This is a genomic window from Actinoplanes sp. NPDC049548, from assembly GCF_040676695.1.
In the GTDB taxonomy this organism is placed as follows: Bacteria; Actinomycetota; Actinomycetes; order Mycobacteriales; family Micromonosporaceae; genus Actinoplanes.
Genome location: NZ_JBFAPM010000004.1, coordinates 322,811 through 337,505 on the forward strand (window position 1 = coordinate 322,811; position 14,695 = coordinate 337,505).

Annotated in this window: 11 protein-coding genes; 4 read left to right on the forward strand and 7 right to left on the reverse strand. The window is 70.0% G+C overall.

Translation table 11 applies throughout. The features are described from left to right. Positions 1–74 precede the first annotated feature (74 nt). The 5 genes from AB0J80_RS11315 to AB0J80_RS11335 all read right to left on the reverse strand — a co-directional run bounded on the left by AB0J80_RS11315 (position 75) and on the right by AB0J80_RS11335 (position 4,836). Entirely contained in the window at positions 75–1,355 is a 1,281-nt protein-coding gene (locus AB0J80_RS11315; RefSeq protein WP_364703361.1) for a geranylgeranyl reductase family protein, read from the reverse strand. A 98-nt stretch (positions 1,356–1,453) separates the two neighbouring features. Beyond that, complete coding sequence (locus AB0J80_RS11320; protein ID WP_364703364.1) at positions 1,454–1,747, reverse strand: hypothetical protein; 294 nt, start codon at positions 1,745–1,747, stop codon at positions 1,454–1,456. 49 nt (positions 1,748–1,796) lie between these two features. Then, complete coding sequence (locus tag AB0J80_RS11325) at positions 1,797–2,492, reverse strand: demethylmenaquinone methyltransferase (protein WP_364703367.1); 696 nt, start codon at positions 2,490–2,492, stop codon at positions 1,797–1,799. A 321-nt stretch (positions 2,493–2,813) separates the two neighbouring features. After that, positions 2,814–4,049: a cyclic dehypoxanthinyl futalosine synthase gene (gene mqnC / locus AB0J80_RS11330; RefSeq protein WP_364703369.1), complete on the reverse strand. Its 1,236-nt coding sequence runs from the start codon at positions 4,047–4,049 to the stop codon at positions 2,814–2,816. Between the two features lie 46 nt (positions 4,050–4,095). Then, positions 4,096–4,836 carry a TetR/AcrR family transcriptional regulator gene (locus AB0J80_RS11335; RefSeq protein ID WP_364703372.1) on the reverse strand — a complete coding sequence of 247 codons (741 nt, stop codon included), beginning with the start codon at positions 4,834–4,836 and terminating at the stop codon, positions 4,096–4,098. A 65-nt stretch (positions 4,837–4,901) separates the two neighbouring features. On the opposite strand from AB0J80_RS11335, the gene AB0J80_RS11340 reads away from it, so the two are divergent. From AB0J80_RS11340 to AB0J80_RS11350, 3 genes are all read left to right on the forward strand, one after another. Beyond that, complete coding sequence (locus AB0J80_RS11340; protein WP_364703375.1) at positions 4,902–5,282, forward strand: VOC family protein; 381 nt, start codon at positions 4,902–4,904, stop codon at positions 5,280–5,282. A gap of 55 nt (positions 5,283–5,337) precedes the next feature. Continuing rightward, positions 5,338–8,379: an SNF2-related protein gene (locus AB0J80_RS11345; RefSeq protein WP_364703378.1), complete on the forward strand. Its 3,042-nt coding sequence runs from the start codon at positions 5,338–5,340 to the stop codon at positions 8,377–8,379. 65 nt (positions 8,380–8,444) lie between these two features. Continuing rightward, positions 8,445–9,272 carry an SWIM zinc finger family protein gene (locus AB0J80_RS11350; RefSeq protein ID WP_364703381.1) on the forward strand — a complete coding sequence of 276 codons (828 nt, stop codon included), beginning with the start codon at positions 8,445–8,447 and terminating at the stop codon, positions 9,270–9,272. A gap of 596 nt (positions 9,273–9,868) precedes the next feature. On the opposite strand, the gene AB0J80_RS11355 is transcribed toward AB0J80_RS11350, so the two are convergent. Next, positions 9,869–11,659, reverse strand: coding sequence for a glycosyl hydrolase (locus AB0J80_RS11355; protein ID WP_364703383.1), 1,791 nt, complete (start codon positions 11,657–11,659; stop codon positions 9,869–9,871). Between the two features lie 221 nt (positions 11,660–11,880). After that, on the reverse strand, positions 11,881–13,485 hold the full coding sequence (locus tag AB0J80_RS11360; protein WP_364703386.1) for a beta-1,3-glucanase family protein: 1,605 nt from the start codon (positions 13,483–13,485) through the stop codon (positions 11,881–11,883). 260 nt (positions 13,486–13,745) lie between these two features. Between AB0J80_RS11360 and AB0J80_RS11365 the strand changes: the two genes are divergently transcribed. Continuing rightward, positions 13,746–14,693 carry an aldo/keto reductase gene (locus AB0J80_RS11365; RefSeq protein WP_364703720.1) on the forward strand — a complete coding sequence of 316 codons (948 nt, stop codon included), beginning with the start codon at positions 13,746–13,748 and terminating at the stop codon, positions 14,691–14,693. Positions 14,694–14,695: the final 2 nt, after the last annotated feature.

Here is a 14,695-nt window from a genome sequence, read left to right on the forward strand (position 1 = left end):
CTCCTGCTCGACTGTTAGCCGCTTCACACTATTAATGCGCATTTGCCCGGCGTCGACCGGGGTCTGGGCGATTCTCATACCGCAGGTGCAACCTTCGTCAGACCGTTGATGATTCGGTCCATCGCGTCTCCGTCCCGCGGATCCGTCAGATTGGCAAGGAGCTTGAGCACGAAGCGCATGAGCGTCGGGTGCGGCATGCCGTGCTTGGTGGCGATCCGCATGATCTGCGGGTTGCCGATGAGCTTCACGAAGATCCCACCGAGCCGGTAGTACCCACCGAAACGGACCTTCAACTCCGCCGGGTACGCCCGCAGCGCCCGCTCCCGGTCCGGCCCGGCGGCCCGGGCGAGCGCCTGGACGGCGACCTCCGCGGCCAACTCACCGGACTCCATCGCGTACGCGATGCCCTCGCCGTTCATGGGGTTGACCATGCCGCCGGAGTCGCCGACGAGCATCATGCCGCGCGTGTAGTGCGGCACGCGGTTGAACCCCATCGGCAGGGCGGCACCCAGGATCGGCCCGTCGGCGTTCTCCTCGCCACGCATGCCCCAGTCCTCCGGAGTGGAGCCGAGCCAGTCGGTGAGCAGCGCCCGGTAGTTGGTCTTGCCGAACGCGTCGGACGAGTTCAGGATGCCCAGGCCCACATTGACCCGGCCGTCGCCCAGACCGAAGATCCAGCCGTACCCGGGCAGCAGCCGCTCCGGGTTCTGGGCGCTGCGCAGCTCCAGCCAGGACTCGAGGTAGTCGTCGTCGGCGCGGGCCGGCGAGTGGTAGTAGCGCCGGACGGCCACACCGATCGGCCGGTCGTCGCGCTTGGCGAGGCCCATGGCGAGCGGCAGCTTGCCGGACACCCCGTCCGCCGCGATCACCAGCGGGGCGTGAAACTGGACGGGTTCCTTCGCGGGACCGGCCTTGGCCTCCACGCCGATGGCCCGGCCGTCGGCGTCCAGCACCGGCCCGGTGACGGTGACACCGGTACGCAGCAGCGCCCCGGCCTCGACGGCCCGCTGCGCGAGCATGTCGTCGAAGTCCATCCGGGTCCGCACGAGACCGTAGTTGGGGAAGCTCGCGAGGTCGGGCCAGTCGAGGTCGAGCCGGACGCCGCCACCGATCACCCGCAGGCCGCGATTGTGCATCCAGCCGGCCTTCTCGGAGGTGTCCACACCCATCCGGACGAGCTGGCGCACTGCCCGCGGAGTGAGGCCGTCGCCACAGACCTTCTCCCGGGGGAACTCGGTCTTCTCGAGCAGCAATACCCTCAACCCGTGCCTGGCCATGTGGTAGGCAGCGGCGGATCCGCCCGGCCCGGCACCGACCACGATCACGTCCGCCTCGTCGGCGACGATCCCGTCCACGGCTCACCTCCGTCTCGCGCGGGCTCGTGAAACACTTCACAAGCCAGCCCAGTCCGGAGTCTATGACCGGCATCGAAAGGGGTTAGGGTTAGGGAACCCTAACTATTTCCCGCCGGTGAAATTACCGCCGAACTTTCGCTGCCCGTCCCGGCAAGCGCCCGATCCGCCACATCCCGGGTAACTCCGTCAAGGTATTCCCGAAACGTACCGCCCAGGGCACGGTCCAGTTGCACGATCAGCTCATCAACCAGCCGTTGCGCGTGTCCGGGGTCGTAGGCGGCGACCATGCGGATGCGGTCGGCCAGCTCCAGCGCCCGGCGCTCGCCCTCGTCGCGGTCGTCGATCGGCACGTCGATGTCCGAGTCGTCGACGAAGAGGTCGATTGTCGTCATACACCGAGCTAACACCTCGGTGTGGGCGAAATCGGGCGAACGGCGTTTTTTAGCTCTTTGTAGCGCGGTGGAGGGCCACGATGCCGCCCGTGAGGTTGCGCCACCCCACCCGCTTCCACGGGCCGGCCTGCGCGATGCGAGCGGCGAGGGCCGCCTGGTCCGGCCAGGCACGGATCGACTCGGCGAGATACACGTACGCATCCGGGTTGCTGGAGACGCCGCGGGCCACCGCCGGCAGACTCCGCATCAGATAGGACATGTAGACGGTACGGAACGCCGGGCTGGTCGGGCTGCTGAACTCGCACACCACCAGGCGCCCGCCCGGCCTGGTCACGCGCGCCAGCTCGCGCAGCGCGGCACCGGTGTCGACGACGTTGCGCAGGGCGAAGGAGATCGTGACGGCGTCGAAGGCCTCGTCGGCGAACGGCAGCTTGAGCGCGTCGCCGGCGACCAGCGGCACGTCGCGCCGGACCCGGCGGCCCGCCCGCAGCATGCCGGTCGAGAGGTCGGCGCCGACCGCGAAGGCCCCCGAACGACCCAGCTCCGCGGTCGAGACCCCGGTGCCCGCGCCCACATCCAGCACCCGCTCCCCCGGCCGCAGCCCCAGCGCGGCCCGGGTCGCCCGGCGCCAGCCGCGGTCCTGCCCGAAGGAGAGGACGGTGTTGGTGAGGTCGTACCGCTCGGCCACGCCGTCGAACATCTCGGCGACCTCATGCGGCTGCTTGTCCAAGTCTGCGCGCGTCACGCCTACTCACTTTGCCAGGCCCGGCAAACAGAGCGGGCGGGATGGTCACCCATCCCGCCCGTTCCTTGTGCGTTATATATACGACCGCCATCGGTCGGGTCCGAACCCACCGCCGGCGGTCAGATGCCTCGGCGACGCTTCACAGGTGCGGTGCAACATCGGAGTCACCCGGTGTCACGCAGGCACCGTAACCAGCGAGAACACGTCGAGCCAGAGACACGCTGAGCTCGTTACCGAGGAGCAATCCGCACCTCTCCGGTCCGCCGACCCGCACGTGACCGATCGGCCGACCCGCGGGGTCGTACGGCCCATCGACACCCCTCAGCGGGCGTCGACCAGCGGCAGGTTCCTGCGGCCGCCCTCGGGCATCGCGATCGACGAGTAGTGCGAGACCACCCGCTCGTCGGTGGGGTCGTCCGCCGCCGTGTGGTGCACGGCCAGATGCCGGTAGAGCGTGTCGCGCTGGGCCGGGACCCGGTCCGCCGTCCGGATCATCCAGATCAGCTCGTGCAGGTTGGACCGGTGGCGTGCGCCCGCCGAGGAGATGACGTTCTCCTCCAGCATGATCGAGCCCAGGTCGTCGACGCCCAGGTGCAGGGCCAGCTGGCCGACGTCCTTGCCGGTGGTCAGCCAGGAGGCCTGCAGGTGGGCGACGTTGTCGAAGAACAGCCGGGACACCGCGATGAACCGCAGGTATTCCATGGTGGTCGCCTGGGTGCGGCCCTTGAGGTGGTTGTTCTCCGGCTGGTACGTCCACGGGATGAACGCCCGGAAGCCGCCCACGCCGCTGTCCGCCTCGACCGGCGAGTCCACGTACCCGTTGGCGACGGCCAGGTCCTGCACCTCGCGGATCATGCGGATGTGCTCGATGCGCTCGGCGTTGGTCTCGCCCGTACCCATCATCATCGTGGCCGTGGAGCTCAGGCCGTTGCGATGGGCGACGGCCATGACCTCCAGCCAGCGCGCCCCCGACTCCTTGAGCGGCGCGATGGCCGTGCGCGGGCGGTCGGGCAGCATCTCCGCCCCGGCGCCCGCGATGGAGTCCAGCCCGGCGGCCTTGATCCGGACGACCGCCTCCTCGATGGAGACGCCCGAGACCTTCGCCATGTGCAGGATCTCGCTGGGGCCGATCGAGTGGATGGCCAGCTGCGGATAGGCGGCCTTGACCGACGAGAAGAGATTCTCGTAGTACTCGACGCCGTAGTCGGGGTGGTGCCCGCCCTGGAGCATGACCTGGGTTGCGCCGAGGTCGACCGCCTCGCCGCACCGGTGGAGGATCTCCTCCATCGGGTGCGACCAGCCTTCCTTGTGCTTCGGTGCCCGATAGAAGGCGCAGAACTTGCACGCCGTGACGCAGACGTTCGTGTAGTTGATGTTGCGGTCGATCAGGTAGGTGACGATGCCGTCGGGATACCGCCGGCGCCGGACGGCGTCGGCCGCCTCACCCAGGGCATGGAAGGGCGCGTCGGTGTAGAGCAGCAGGGCCTCCTCGGGCGTGATCCGCCCGCCGTCGGCACCCCGCTGCAGAATGCTGTCGATCTCCGCGTTCACCGTCACGCCTCGAAGACTACGTCCCTGCGCCACCCCGGGTCAGCGGCGCGGGTCACTGACTCTGCTTGCTGTCGATCAGCGCGCCCAGGCCGTCGAGCACCCGCTCCAGGCCGAACGCGTACGCGTGGTCGGCGTTGAACGGACCGCCCAGCTCGGCGCCCGCCGCCTCGCCGACCCGGACGGCCAGGGGGTAACGATGGCGGTCGAACACCTTCTCGAGCAGCGGCCCGCTCTCCTCCCACCACTCGGCGTCGGTCTGCGCCGAACGCTCGGCCACGGCCCTGGCCTGCGCGGCCGCGCGCGCGGAGTGCTGCACGAAGCCCAGCAGGAAGGTCAGGGCCGAGTCGGTCTCCACGTCGTCCAGCCCGGCGCCCTCGAACGCCCGCAGCTCGTGCTCGTACTTCGCCATCAGCCCGGGACCGAGCGGAGGCCGGCTCGCCGAGATCTCCGCAGCCCACGGGTGGTCCTCGTAGAGCGCCCGGTTGTCGCGGGCAACCGCACGCACCCGCTCCCGCCACTCCGGGCCGTCGTCCGCCGACCGTGACATGCGCAGGTAGAGCGCATCCACCATCAGATCGAGAAGAGCGGCCTTATCCGGTACGTACGTGTAGAGCGTCATGGGGACCACGCCCAGCTCCTGGGCCACCCGCCGCATGCTGACCGCGTCGAGCCCCTCGGTGTCGGCCAGCGCGATCGCGGCATCCACGACCTGCGTCAGGGACAGGCCCTTCTTGCGGCCCCGCCTGCTGTGCAGCTCCTCCAGCCACAGCAGGTCGATCGTGCGTCGTGCCACTCCGCTGGCGCCCCTTTCTTGTACGGTGTATCTTATACGGCGTCCATAAAAACCGGGGAGGCACCGTGAAGATCACCTCGTCCGCCGTCTCACTCACCGTCGACGACGTTCCCGCCTCCAGCAAGTTTCTCGCCTCGCACTTCGGCTTCACCGAGCGCATGTCCGCCGACGGGTTCGCATCCCTCAGCCGCGACGACGGGGCCATGGATCTCATCTTTCTCCGCCGAGGCCTGGAGGTCCTTCCCGAGAAACTCCGCGACCGCCACGCCGCCGGCACGATCGTCGCGTTCGTGATCGACGACCTGGAAGCCGAGCATCACCGGCTGCGCGCCGAGGGCGTCCGCATCACCCTGCCACCACGCGACGAGCCGTGGGGCGAGCGTCTCTTGCTGGTCGAGGACCCCAACGGCATCGTGTACGAGCTGGTCGAGTGGGTGACGCCATGAGCCGCGGCACACGTCGGTCGTTAGTCTCGAGGGGTCGATCGGAATCGGAGTCGCAGTGCTCGTCGTACATGGCGTCTGGATCGCCGGTGAGTCGGCCCCGGGGCGGCTCGCGCTCTGGGCGGAGGATCCCGCCCTCCCCCTGATCGCCGCCCGGGCACGCCGACGGCCGCACCCCTTCGCGGCCACCGCCTCGGCCCTCGCCGCGGCGCTGACGGGCTCGTCCGACGACATCCGGGAGTCCCTCGCGAAGGCCGACGAGACGACGCTGACCCTCCGGCTGCCCGGCACCGCGAAGGGCCCGCTCCCGTCGCCGGAGACCGGCAGCGAGGCGCCGGCACGGGGTCTGCGGCTGGCGGAGTGGGAGACGCCGGCGCTCGTGCTGGCCGGCGACCAGGCCCTGGGCGCGCTCGGCGCCCTGGCGGATCCCGATCCCGACGGGCCGTGGGTCGCGGCGGCGTCCCTGCGCTACCTGTCCCTGCTCGCCGGGCACGCCTGCGACATGGCGCGGCGCGGCCGGATGCTGCCCCAGCTCGTGCGCGAGGCGGGTGTGCCGGCCGCTCGCTGGCGTCCGGTGCTGACCGGCGCCGACGCCGCCGCGTTCCGTGACTTCGCCGTGGCGATGCCGCCCGTCTGCCACTCGCCGGCGCTGCCCGAGGCCGGCGCGGCCCGCACGCTGCACGACGCACTCAACGCCCTGCTCGACGCCGCGGCGCGGGGCGTGCTGCCCGAGCGCCTCCTGCTCGGGATGCGCCCGGGCTCGAAGGCCGCCCTCGCCGACCGGTGGGTCTCCGCCCTCACCGCACCCGATCCGACCCTGCCGGAGGCCGACCCGGCCGCCGTGGCGGAGCTGGCCGCGCCGCTCGAGGCGTGGCTGCGGGCGGCGCACGACGCGAACGGGCCGGTCCGGGTCAGCTTCCGCCTGGTCGAACCGGAGCCGGGCGAGGACGACTGGGCGCTCGACTTCGCGCTGCAGTCCGCCGACGACCCCAGCCTCTACCTGCGAGCGGAGGACCTGTGGACCGGCGGCCGGCTCCCGGGACTGTCCGACCGCGCCGACGAGACCTTGCTCGCCGGGCTCGGGCGCGCGGTGCGCCTCTTCCCCGCGCTGCACGAGGCGCTGCTGCAGGCCCAGCCCGAGGGCATGACGCTGACCACCGGAGAGGCACACGACTTCCTGCGTCAGGCGGCGCCACTGCTTCAGGCGGCCGGCTTCGGGGTGCAGCTCCCGGCGTGGGCGGGCCGCAAGGCGGTCGGGCTCAAACTGACCACCCGGGCCAAGACGACATCGCCCTCGGGCCGGGCGGCCGCCGACTCCGGGTTCGGGCTCGAGCAGCTCGTCGACTTCCGCATCGACCTGGTCATCGGGGACGGCACGGTCAGCGCCGAGGAGCTGGCCGAGCTGGCCCGCCTCAAGGTGCCCCTCGTGCGGGTGCGCGGCCAATGGGTCGAGCTCGACGAGCGGCAGCTCAAGGCGGCCCTGAAGGCCGTGAGCCGGCGCCGCGAAGGCGAGGTGACCGCCGGCGAGGTGCTGCAGCAGGTCGTGGACGGAGGCGATGAGGATCTGCCGCTCGTGGAGGTGGACGCCGACGGGCACCTAGGCGACCTGCTCTCCGGCAACGCCGCCGAGCGGCTGACACCGGTGCCGACGCCCGCGGGGTTCCAAGGGGTTCTCAGGCCGTACCAGGAAAGGGGTTTGTCCTGGCTCTCCTTCCTGGCTCGGCTCGGGCTGGGTGGCATCCTGGCCGACGACATGGGCCTGGGGAAGACGGCGCAGACGCTGTCGCTGCTGCTGTCCGAGCGCGTCGAGGGCCATCGCCCCGCGCCGACCCTGCTCGTCTGCCCCATGTCCCTGGTCAGCAACTGGCAGAAGGAGGCTGCCCGCTTCGCGCCGGATCTGCGGGTCCACGTCCATCACGGCGGCACGCGCAAACGGGATGACGAGTTCCTCGGCGCGGTTGCGGAGTCCGACGTCGTCATCACCACCTACGGCACCGCGCTCCGCGACCTCGACGTGCTCCGGACCGTCCAATGGGGACGGGTGGTGTGCGACGAGGCGCAGGCCATCAAGAACAGCGGCACCCGGCAGGCGCAGGCGGTCCGTGCGATCCCCGCTCGCACACGCCTGGCCCTGACCGGCACTCCCGTCGAGAACCATCTCGCCGAGCTGTGGTCCATCATGGAGTTCGCCAACCCGGGCCTGCTCGGCCCGGCCAAGCGCTTCCGCCGGCGGTTCCAGGAGCCGATCGAGGTACGCGGCGACGCCGACGCCACCGCCGCCCTGAAGCGGGCGACCGGCCCGTTCGTCCTCCGCCGCCTGAAGACCGACAAGTCGATCATCTCCGACCTTCCCGAGAAGAACGAGATGAAGGTCTGGTGCACCCTCACCCCCGAGCAGGCGACCCTCTACCAGGCCGTGGTCGAGGACATGATGGCGGTCATCGAGGGCAGCGAGGGCATCCAGCGCCGCGGCAACGTGATCGCGGCGATGACCAAGCTCAAGCAGGTGTGCAACCACCCGGCCCACCTCCTCAAGGACGGCTCCCGCCTCCCCGGCCGGTCCGGCAAGCTCGCCCGCCTCGAGGAGCTCACCGAGGAGATCGTCGAGGACGGCGACAAGGCCCTGATCTTCACGCAGTATTCGGAGTTCGGTGCCATGCTCCAGCCGTACCTGGCCGCCCACCTCGACCGCCCGGTGCTCTGGCTCCATGGTGGACTGGCCAAAGCGAGGCGGGACGAGCTGGTCGACCGCTTCCAGACCGACCAGGAACCGATGCTGTTCCTGCTGTCCCTCAAGGCAGCCGGCACCGGACTCAACCTCACGGCCGCGAACCACGTCATCCACGTGGACCGCTGGTGGAACCCCGCCGTCGAGGACCAGGCGACGGACCGCGCATTCCGCATCGGACAGAGCCGCAACGTGCAGGTCCGCAAGTTCATCTGCACCGGCACCCTCGAAGAGAAGATCGACGCCATGATCGAGCGCAAGAAGGCGCTCGCGTCCACAGTGGTGGGCACGGGCGAGGACTGGGTCACCGACCTCACGACGTCCCAGCTCCGCGAGCTGTTCAGCCTCGACCCTCGCGCGGCGGTGAGCTGACGTGGTCCAGTCCTGTATGGAGCTGTCCTCATCGGACTGCGTGCCGTACGAGGAGGTGAGCCACGATGCCCGTTGATCCCGAGGGACGCTGGTTCGAGACGAGCGGCCCCATCCGCGTCGACGGCGGCATCGCGGTGCGCGCCCAGCGCGGCAAGATCGGCGAGCAGTGGTGGTCGCGCCACTTCGTCGACATCCTGGAACGCACGTGCGCTGCCGGCCGGCTCGCGCGCGGACGCTCTTACGCACGCAAGGGCCAGGTCGTCGACTTCACCCTCGCACCGGGCCACGTGGTGGGCCGCGTCCAAGGCTCCCGCCCGGATCCGTATCAGGTCATCGTCGCCATCCCCGCGTTCGATGAAGCACAGTGGACGCTTGCCCTGTCGGCGCTCGCGTCACAGGCCTTGTATCGCGCGGCCCTGCTGGCCGGCGACATGCCGCACGAGATCACCGGACTCTTCGACGAACTGGACCTGCCGCTCTTTCCGTCCACACTCGACATGCGCTGCACCTGCCCGGACTGGGGGGTCCCCTGCAAACACGTGTCGGCGGTCCTCTACGTCCTCGCCGAGGCCTTCGACGACGACCCGTTCCTGGTCCTCGCCTGGCGCGGCCGCAACCGCGACGAAATCCTGACCGCCCTCCGCGGCCTCCCCGAACCCACCGAGACAGTCGATCCCCTGGCGATCGACGAACAGCCGCTGGAGAACCGCCTCACCGACTTCTACACCCCGTCAATCTCCCTGAGCCGCCTCCGCGAACGCCCAGCCCGCTTCACCCCACCCCCGGAACTCCTCCTCCGCGTCCTCGACCCACCACCCATCCGCGTCCGCCACATCCCCCTCGCGGACATCCTCCGCCCGGCCTACCGAGACCTCGCCGGCCCACCCACCTGACTACCACCCACCCCGGCCCCGGCCCCGGCCTCTCGCCGCCTACCGCCCTGCCACCACAATGGACGACGTCTAACCATGGCATCCGGCGTTGGCCACGACGCCGGCCGAACGCCGCGCTGCGACGCAACGTCCGCCGGACGCTGTCGCAGCGCTCGCCCCGACGCGGCCGCGACGCCCGCCCAAACGCCACGACGCCCGCCGAAGCCGTTACCGCCAAACGGCCGCCCGCCGCCGTCGCGACTGCACCGCAACGCCTGCCCGGCGCTGTCGCCGCCACACCACAACGCCCGCCCGACGACACAGCGCCCGCGCGACGCCGCATGACGATGACGCACGCCGGTACCGCTGCCATGTACGAACGACGCCACACCTCTGCTGAGCTTCGGTCGCGGCCATCGCCGCCAACCGGCCACCGCCTTCGGCACGCCACGCGGCAACACCGAATCCGGCACCGCCTCGCCGGCCGCTGTCAGCCATTCACCGTCGGCAGCCGGCCAACCCCACAACACCACTCCACCGGTGACGCAGGCGGCGCTGCGCCATCCGACGTATCCCACACCCACCGTCATGGAGGTCCGAGACCCCGGATCCCATGGTCAGCGCGGGGAGCCGAAATCCTGAGTCCACCAAGGACCGCCATCCGAATCGCGGACGACCCCTACCCCGACGTCCTTGTACCCGCAGTTCAGCATGTTTCCCCGGTGGGCCGAGTCCTCCATCAGGCCCGTGAAGTCGGTCGTCGGGTCGTGCTTGCCGTACATGGCGATTTCCGGCGTGACGAAAGCACCTGGCACGATGTTCTCGGCGACGCCCGACCACGTGTAGCCGCCCGCGGTGATCCGGTCGCCGACCTCCTGCTCGTCCGGGAACTTGTGGCTCCGTTCCTTACGTTCGGCCATCAGCTTCGAATGCGCGCGAGCCGTCGCGGTGAGGACATCGTTCTTGACGACGGGCTGGCACTGGGCCTTGGCACGCTCGACGTTGATCAGCTCGATCATCCGGTCCTCCAACGCGGCGTCGCCAGATGCTTCCGGCTGGTCCTTGGGCTGCGACGGTTCGACCGAGGGCCGCGGGTTCTCCTGCGTCGAAGGCGACGGTGGTGACGCATCCTGCGACGGCGGCGCGGTCTCCTGTGACGGCTGCGGATCTCCCTGCGACGGCTGCGGGTCTCCGGAAGCCGACGGTACGGCGCCCGGCGTGCCCGCGTCCCGGTAGGCGACGCCCGCCTCGGTCAGGGTGCCGTCCTCGCAGTACAGGCCGTACGCCTCCGAATCCGCCGTTGCCGGTAGCGACGAGTACGCGTAGCGCTCCACGTACGGCGTCGCGTCCAGGTTCTTGGTGGCCTTGGTGAGGAACGTGGTCAGCTGCTTCGCGTCCGGGTACCGCGGCTCGCCGGTGAAGTTGGTCAGGCCGAACTGGGTGACCCAGATCGGCATGTCATAGCGCTCGTGCACCCTCTGGACGTAGTCCATGAGCTGGTCCGCGGCCGCGTCGCTGAAGTCGGATCCGAACCAGTGCAGGGCGATGAAGTCGACGCGCAGCTTCTTCTCCCGGGCTCCGCTCATGAAACGGTCGAGCCAGCCGTCGGGTACGTCCGCGCCGGAGGCGACCGCCGGGCTGCCCAGGCGCAGGCCGGTCTCCTCGAGGCGGGGCCACAACTCGAGCGCCTTCTCGACCGTCAGGTCGGCCTGGTCCTTGCTGTCGGGCTCGTGGAAGCCGAGCAGGGATTTGCTTGACTTCTTGGCGGCTGCGAGCTCCGCATCGGTGACCGAGCCGGGGCCCCAGATCGTCGCGACGAACTCGGCCTGCGCCGGAATGTCCTCGTTGTCCGATGACCAGTCGTGGTACCAGCCGGCGCCGACGTCCCGGATGCCGTCGGCCGCGCGGGGGAAGGGCCAGGTGCTCACGCCTTTCTTGGCACTGGCCTGACCCGTGGCTACGCTCGGTGCTTTCCAGGTCTGTGTCGCGCTGGTCGCGCATTTCCAGATCTGCAGGGCCACGCCGTTGTCGTCGCCGTCGTGGGCGTCCAGGCACTTGCCCGATCCCGTGTTGAGCAGCTGTCCGTTGGTGAACCGCCAGCGGCGCGCGTCGGTGTCGGTGCAGTCGAGCAGCTGTACGGCCGTACCGTCTCCCGATGCGCCGTCCGCGACGCCGAGGCACTTGTCCAGGGCGCGGACCGTTCCCTGCTGCTCGTCGACTTCCCAGCGCTGCCGGTCCGTACCGTTGCAGTCCCAGAGCTGGACTGGCAGGGCGCCGGCGCTCTCCGTCTTCGCGACGTCGACGCACTTGCCGGCGACGCCGACGATGGCGGCGTCGTTGCCGGCCGGTCCGGTTTCGGCGCCGGCGTCCGGCATGGCTCCCACGCCGGCCGCGATCACCGCCCCCACGGCCCCCACAATGGCGATGCCGCGCGCCGCACGGCTCCTCCGCAATCGCTGCCAGGTCATCGGCATTGCGTTCCTCCTCCGCAGGGACCACGCCGCGAACCGCGGGCGGTGGGTATGCGGGGAGCAACGGACAGCATTCGGCGCTGGTTCACGGACGAGAAGCAGGGAGGACATGAACGAGGGACCCGCGCGGACGCGAGCCCCTCGTCAGGTTTGTTCGATCAGCCCTTGTGCCACTTCTGGTTGGCACTACCGCCGCAGTCCCACAACTGCAAGCGCGCACCGTCGTTCGCGTTCCAGTCCTTGATGTCGACGCACTTGTTCGCCTGCACGTTCACCAGGTCCCCGGCTCCCGAGAGGACGAACTGCTGGGCACCGGTGTTGTTGCACGTGTAGAGCTGCACCACGGCGCCGTTCGCGGTCGAGCCGTCGGCGACGTCCATGCACTTGCCGCCGGCCTGGACGGTTCCGCCGGTGAACGTCCACTTCTGGGCGCTGCTGTTGTTGCAGGTGTAGGCCTGCAGCGGCGCCCGGTCGACGAAGTTCGCGGCGGGGACGTCGATGCACTTGCCGTTCCAGTCGCTGATGACCGGCACCGCGCCACCCGCCGGGGGCTCCGGAGTGGTCGGGCCGCCCGCGCCGAACGGGGTGAGGATCAGGCCCGCCGAGCGGGGGTCGCCGCTGTGCACCAGCGACTCGAAGTTGCCGACGTCGTCGAAGGCGAACGCGTACGCCTTACCGTCCGCCATGTTCTGGTGGATGATCTTCGCGTACTGGTTGGTGGGGTTGTTCTGGTAGAACTGCGCGGCGTTCGTGCTCGGCTGCGTGTCGATCGTGCCGAGGGTGCCGCGGTTGAGGGCCGCGCACAGGGTGCGGGAGATCGGGCCCACCACCAGGTCGTTCGGGGCCGGCAGGTCGCCGTCGCAGCCCCAGACCGACGCGGACGACGGCTTGTTGAACGAGGCCACCGTCTGGCCGGCCGAGTTGGTGAAGGTCATGACGTTGCCGGACGTACGGCCGAAGTACTTGGTGTTCGGCTGGTCGGCAAACGGCACCACCGTCAGGGTCTTGCTCGTGTACGCGTTCCACGCCGACGTGATGTACGGGTCGAGGTAGTTCGCGCTCATCAGTCCGGCACCGGCGGCCTTGCCCGGTGCGAGCACGCGCAGCACCGTGCCGTCCGAGCGGGTGTAGGCCGTGTTGGTCCAGCCGCCCTGGCCGCGGATCGCGTTGATCACGTTGTTGCGGCCGTTGTTGAGCAGCTCGCCGGTCTTGGTCGTGACGCCGTTCGAGCCGGTCACCGTCACGGCGTGCGGGACCGCGAACATGTCCACCTGGGAGCTGTTGAGCCACAGCCCGTCGTTGTTGTAGGTGAACTCGCTCCAGTCGAACAGGATGTTGTAGTTCGGGTCGCCGCTGGCCCACGGGGCGGGCTGGACGAGGCCGTCGGGGGTGAGGAAGAACTTGAGCTTCTCGCCGAGGGAGAAGTAGACGCGGCCGGAGAATCCGCGCGGGAACTGGACCGTGGTCGTGCCGCCGTTGCCCGGGCCGCCGATGGCGACGTCCGGGGCCGGCGACGGCGGGATGTTGCCGGCGGGCCAGGGGGTGAACGTGCCGCCCTGGTTGACGTAGCCGAGCCGGTTGGTGTTCAGGTTGATGCCGATGACGTACAGGTAGACGGCCTCACCGCGGCCGGTGTTGTTGGTGACGGTGACGGGCAGCAGCGCGGGGCCCACTGCCTGGGCGGGCGCGGCGGCGGAGACCACCATCGGGACGGTCACCGCGAGTGCGGCTAGCGCATGCAGGAGCTTTCTTCTGGTACGCACAGTGACTCCTCGAGGACGGAGCGGAGACAGGGCGGGGGGAGAACCAGGTGGACGAAGCGGGAACGGGGACGGTGGAGGGGACGAAAACGAAATATGAACGACGGTCTGTGCTGGGTGCGCCCCCTGGACCGTGGTGGATCGACCCAGAGAGCGCTCTCACAGCATTAGATGGTTAACTTCGTGTGTCAATAGACAACAGCTAATGTAAGACCACGGATCTTCGCCGGTCGGCTCCGGCATAGGGTCGGACCATGAGTCAGATGAGCTACCGCCGCCTCGGCACGTCCGGGCTGGTCGTCTCCGTCGTCGGCATCGGCTGCAACAACTTCGGCCGCAAGCTGGACCTCGACGGGACGCGCGCCGTCGTCGACGCGGCGTTCGACGCCGGCATCACCCTCTTCGACACCGCCGACATCTACGGCACGCCGCACGGCAGCTCCGAGGAGTGCCTCGGCGCGGCGCTCAAGGGGCGTCGCGACGAGATCGTGCTGGCCACCAAGTTCGGCATGGACATGGAGGGGCTGAACGGCAACGACTTCGGCGCCCGGGGCTCGCGTCGGTACATCGTCCGGGCCGCCGAGGCGTCGCTGCGCCGGCTCGGGACCGACTACATCGACCTCTACCAGCTGCACCAGCCCGACGAGGCCACCCCCATCGACGAGACCCTCGCGGCCCTCGACGACCTGGTACGCAGCGGCAAGGTGCGCTACCTGGGCAACTCGAACTTCGCCGGCTGGCAGATCGCCGACGCCGACTGGACCGCGCGGACCGCCGGGTACAGCCCGTTCATCAGCGCGCAGAACCAGTACAGCCTGCTGCACCGGGAGGCCGAGGCGGAGGTCGTGCCCGCCTGCGAGCAGTTCGGGCTCGGCCTGCTGCCCTTCTTCCCGCTCGACAGCGGCCTGCTCACCGGCAAGTACCAGCGCGGGCAGCAGCCGGCCGAGGGGACGCGGCTGTCCCTCGAGCGCTACCGGCGGTGGCTCGACGGCGCCGACTGGGACACGATCGAGGCGCTCACCGCGTACGGGAAGGAACGCGGTCACTCCCTGCTGGACGTGGCGATCGCGGGCCTGGCCGCGCGACCGGCGGTGACCAGCGTGATCGCCGGCGCGACGACGCCGGAGCAGGTGCTGGCGAACGCCGCGGCGGGCGCCTGGCAGCTCACCGCCGAGGATGTCGCGGCCCTGGACGAGGTGCTGGGCGACTGACG

Bases quoted from the DNA above. Each gene is read 5' to 3' on its own strand.
- AB0J80_RS11320 (WP_364703364.1), bottom strand. From the start codon at position 1,747: ATGACGACAATCGACCTCTTCGTCGACGACTCGGACATCGACGTGCCG.
- AB0J80_RS11350 (WP_364703381.1), top strand. From the start codon at position 8,445: ATGCCCGTTGATCCCGAGGGACGCTGGTTCGAGACGAGCGGCCCCATC.
- AB0J80_RS11365 (WP_364703720.1), top strand. From the start codon at position 13,746: ATGAGCTACCGCCGCCTCGGCACGTCCGGGCTGGTCGTCTCCGTCGTC.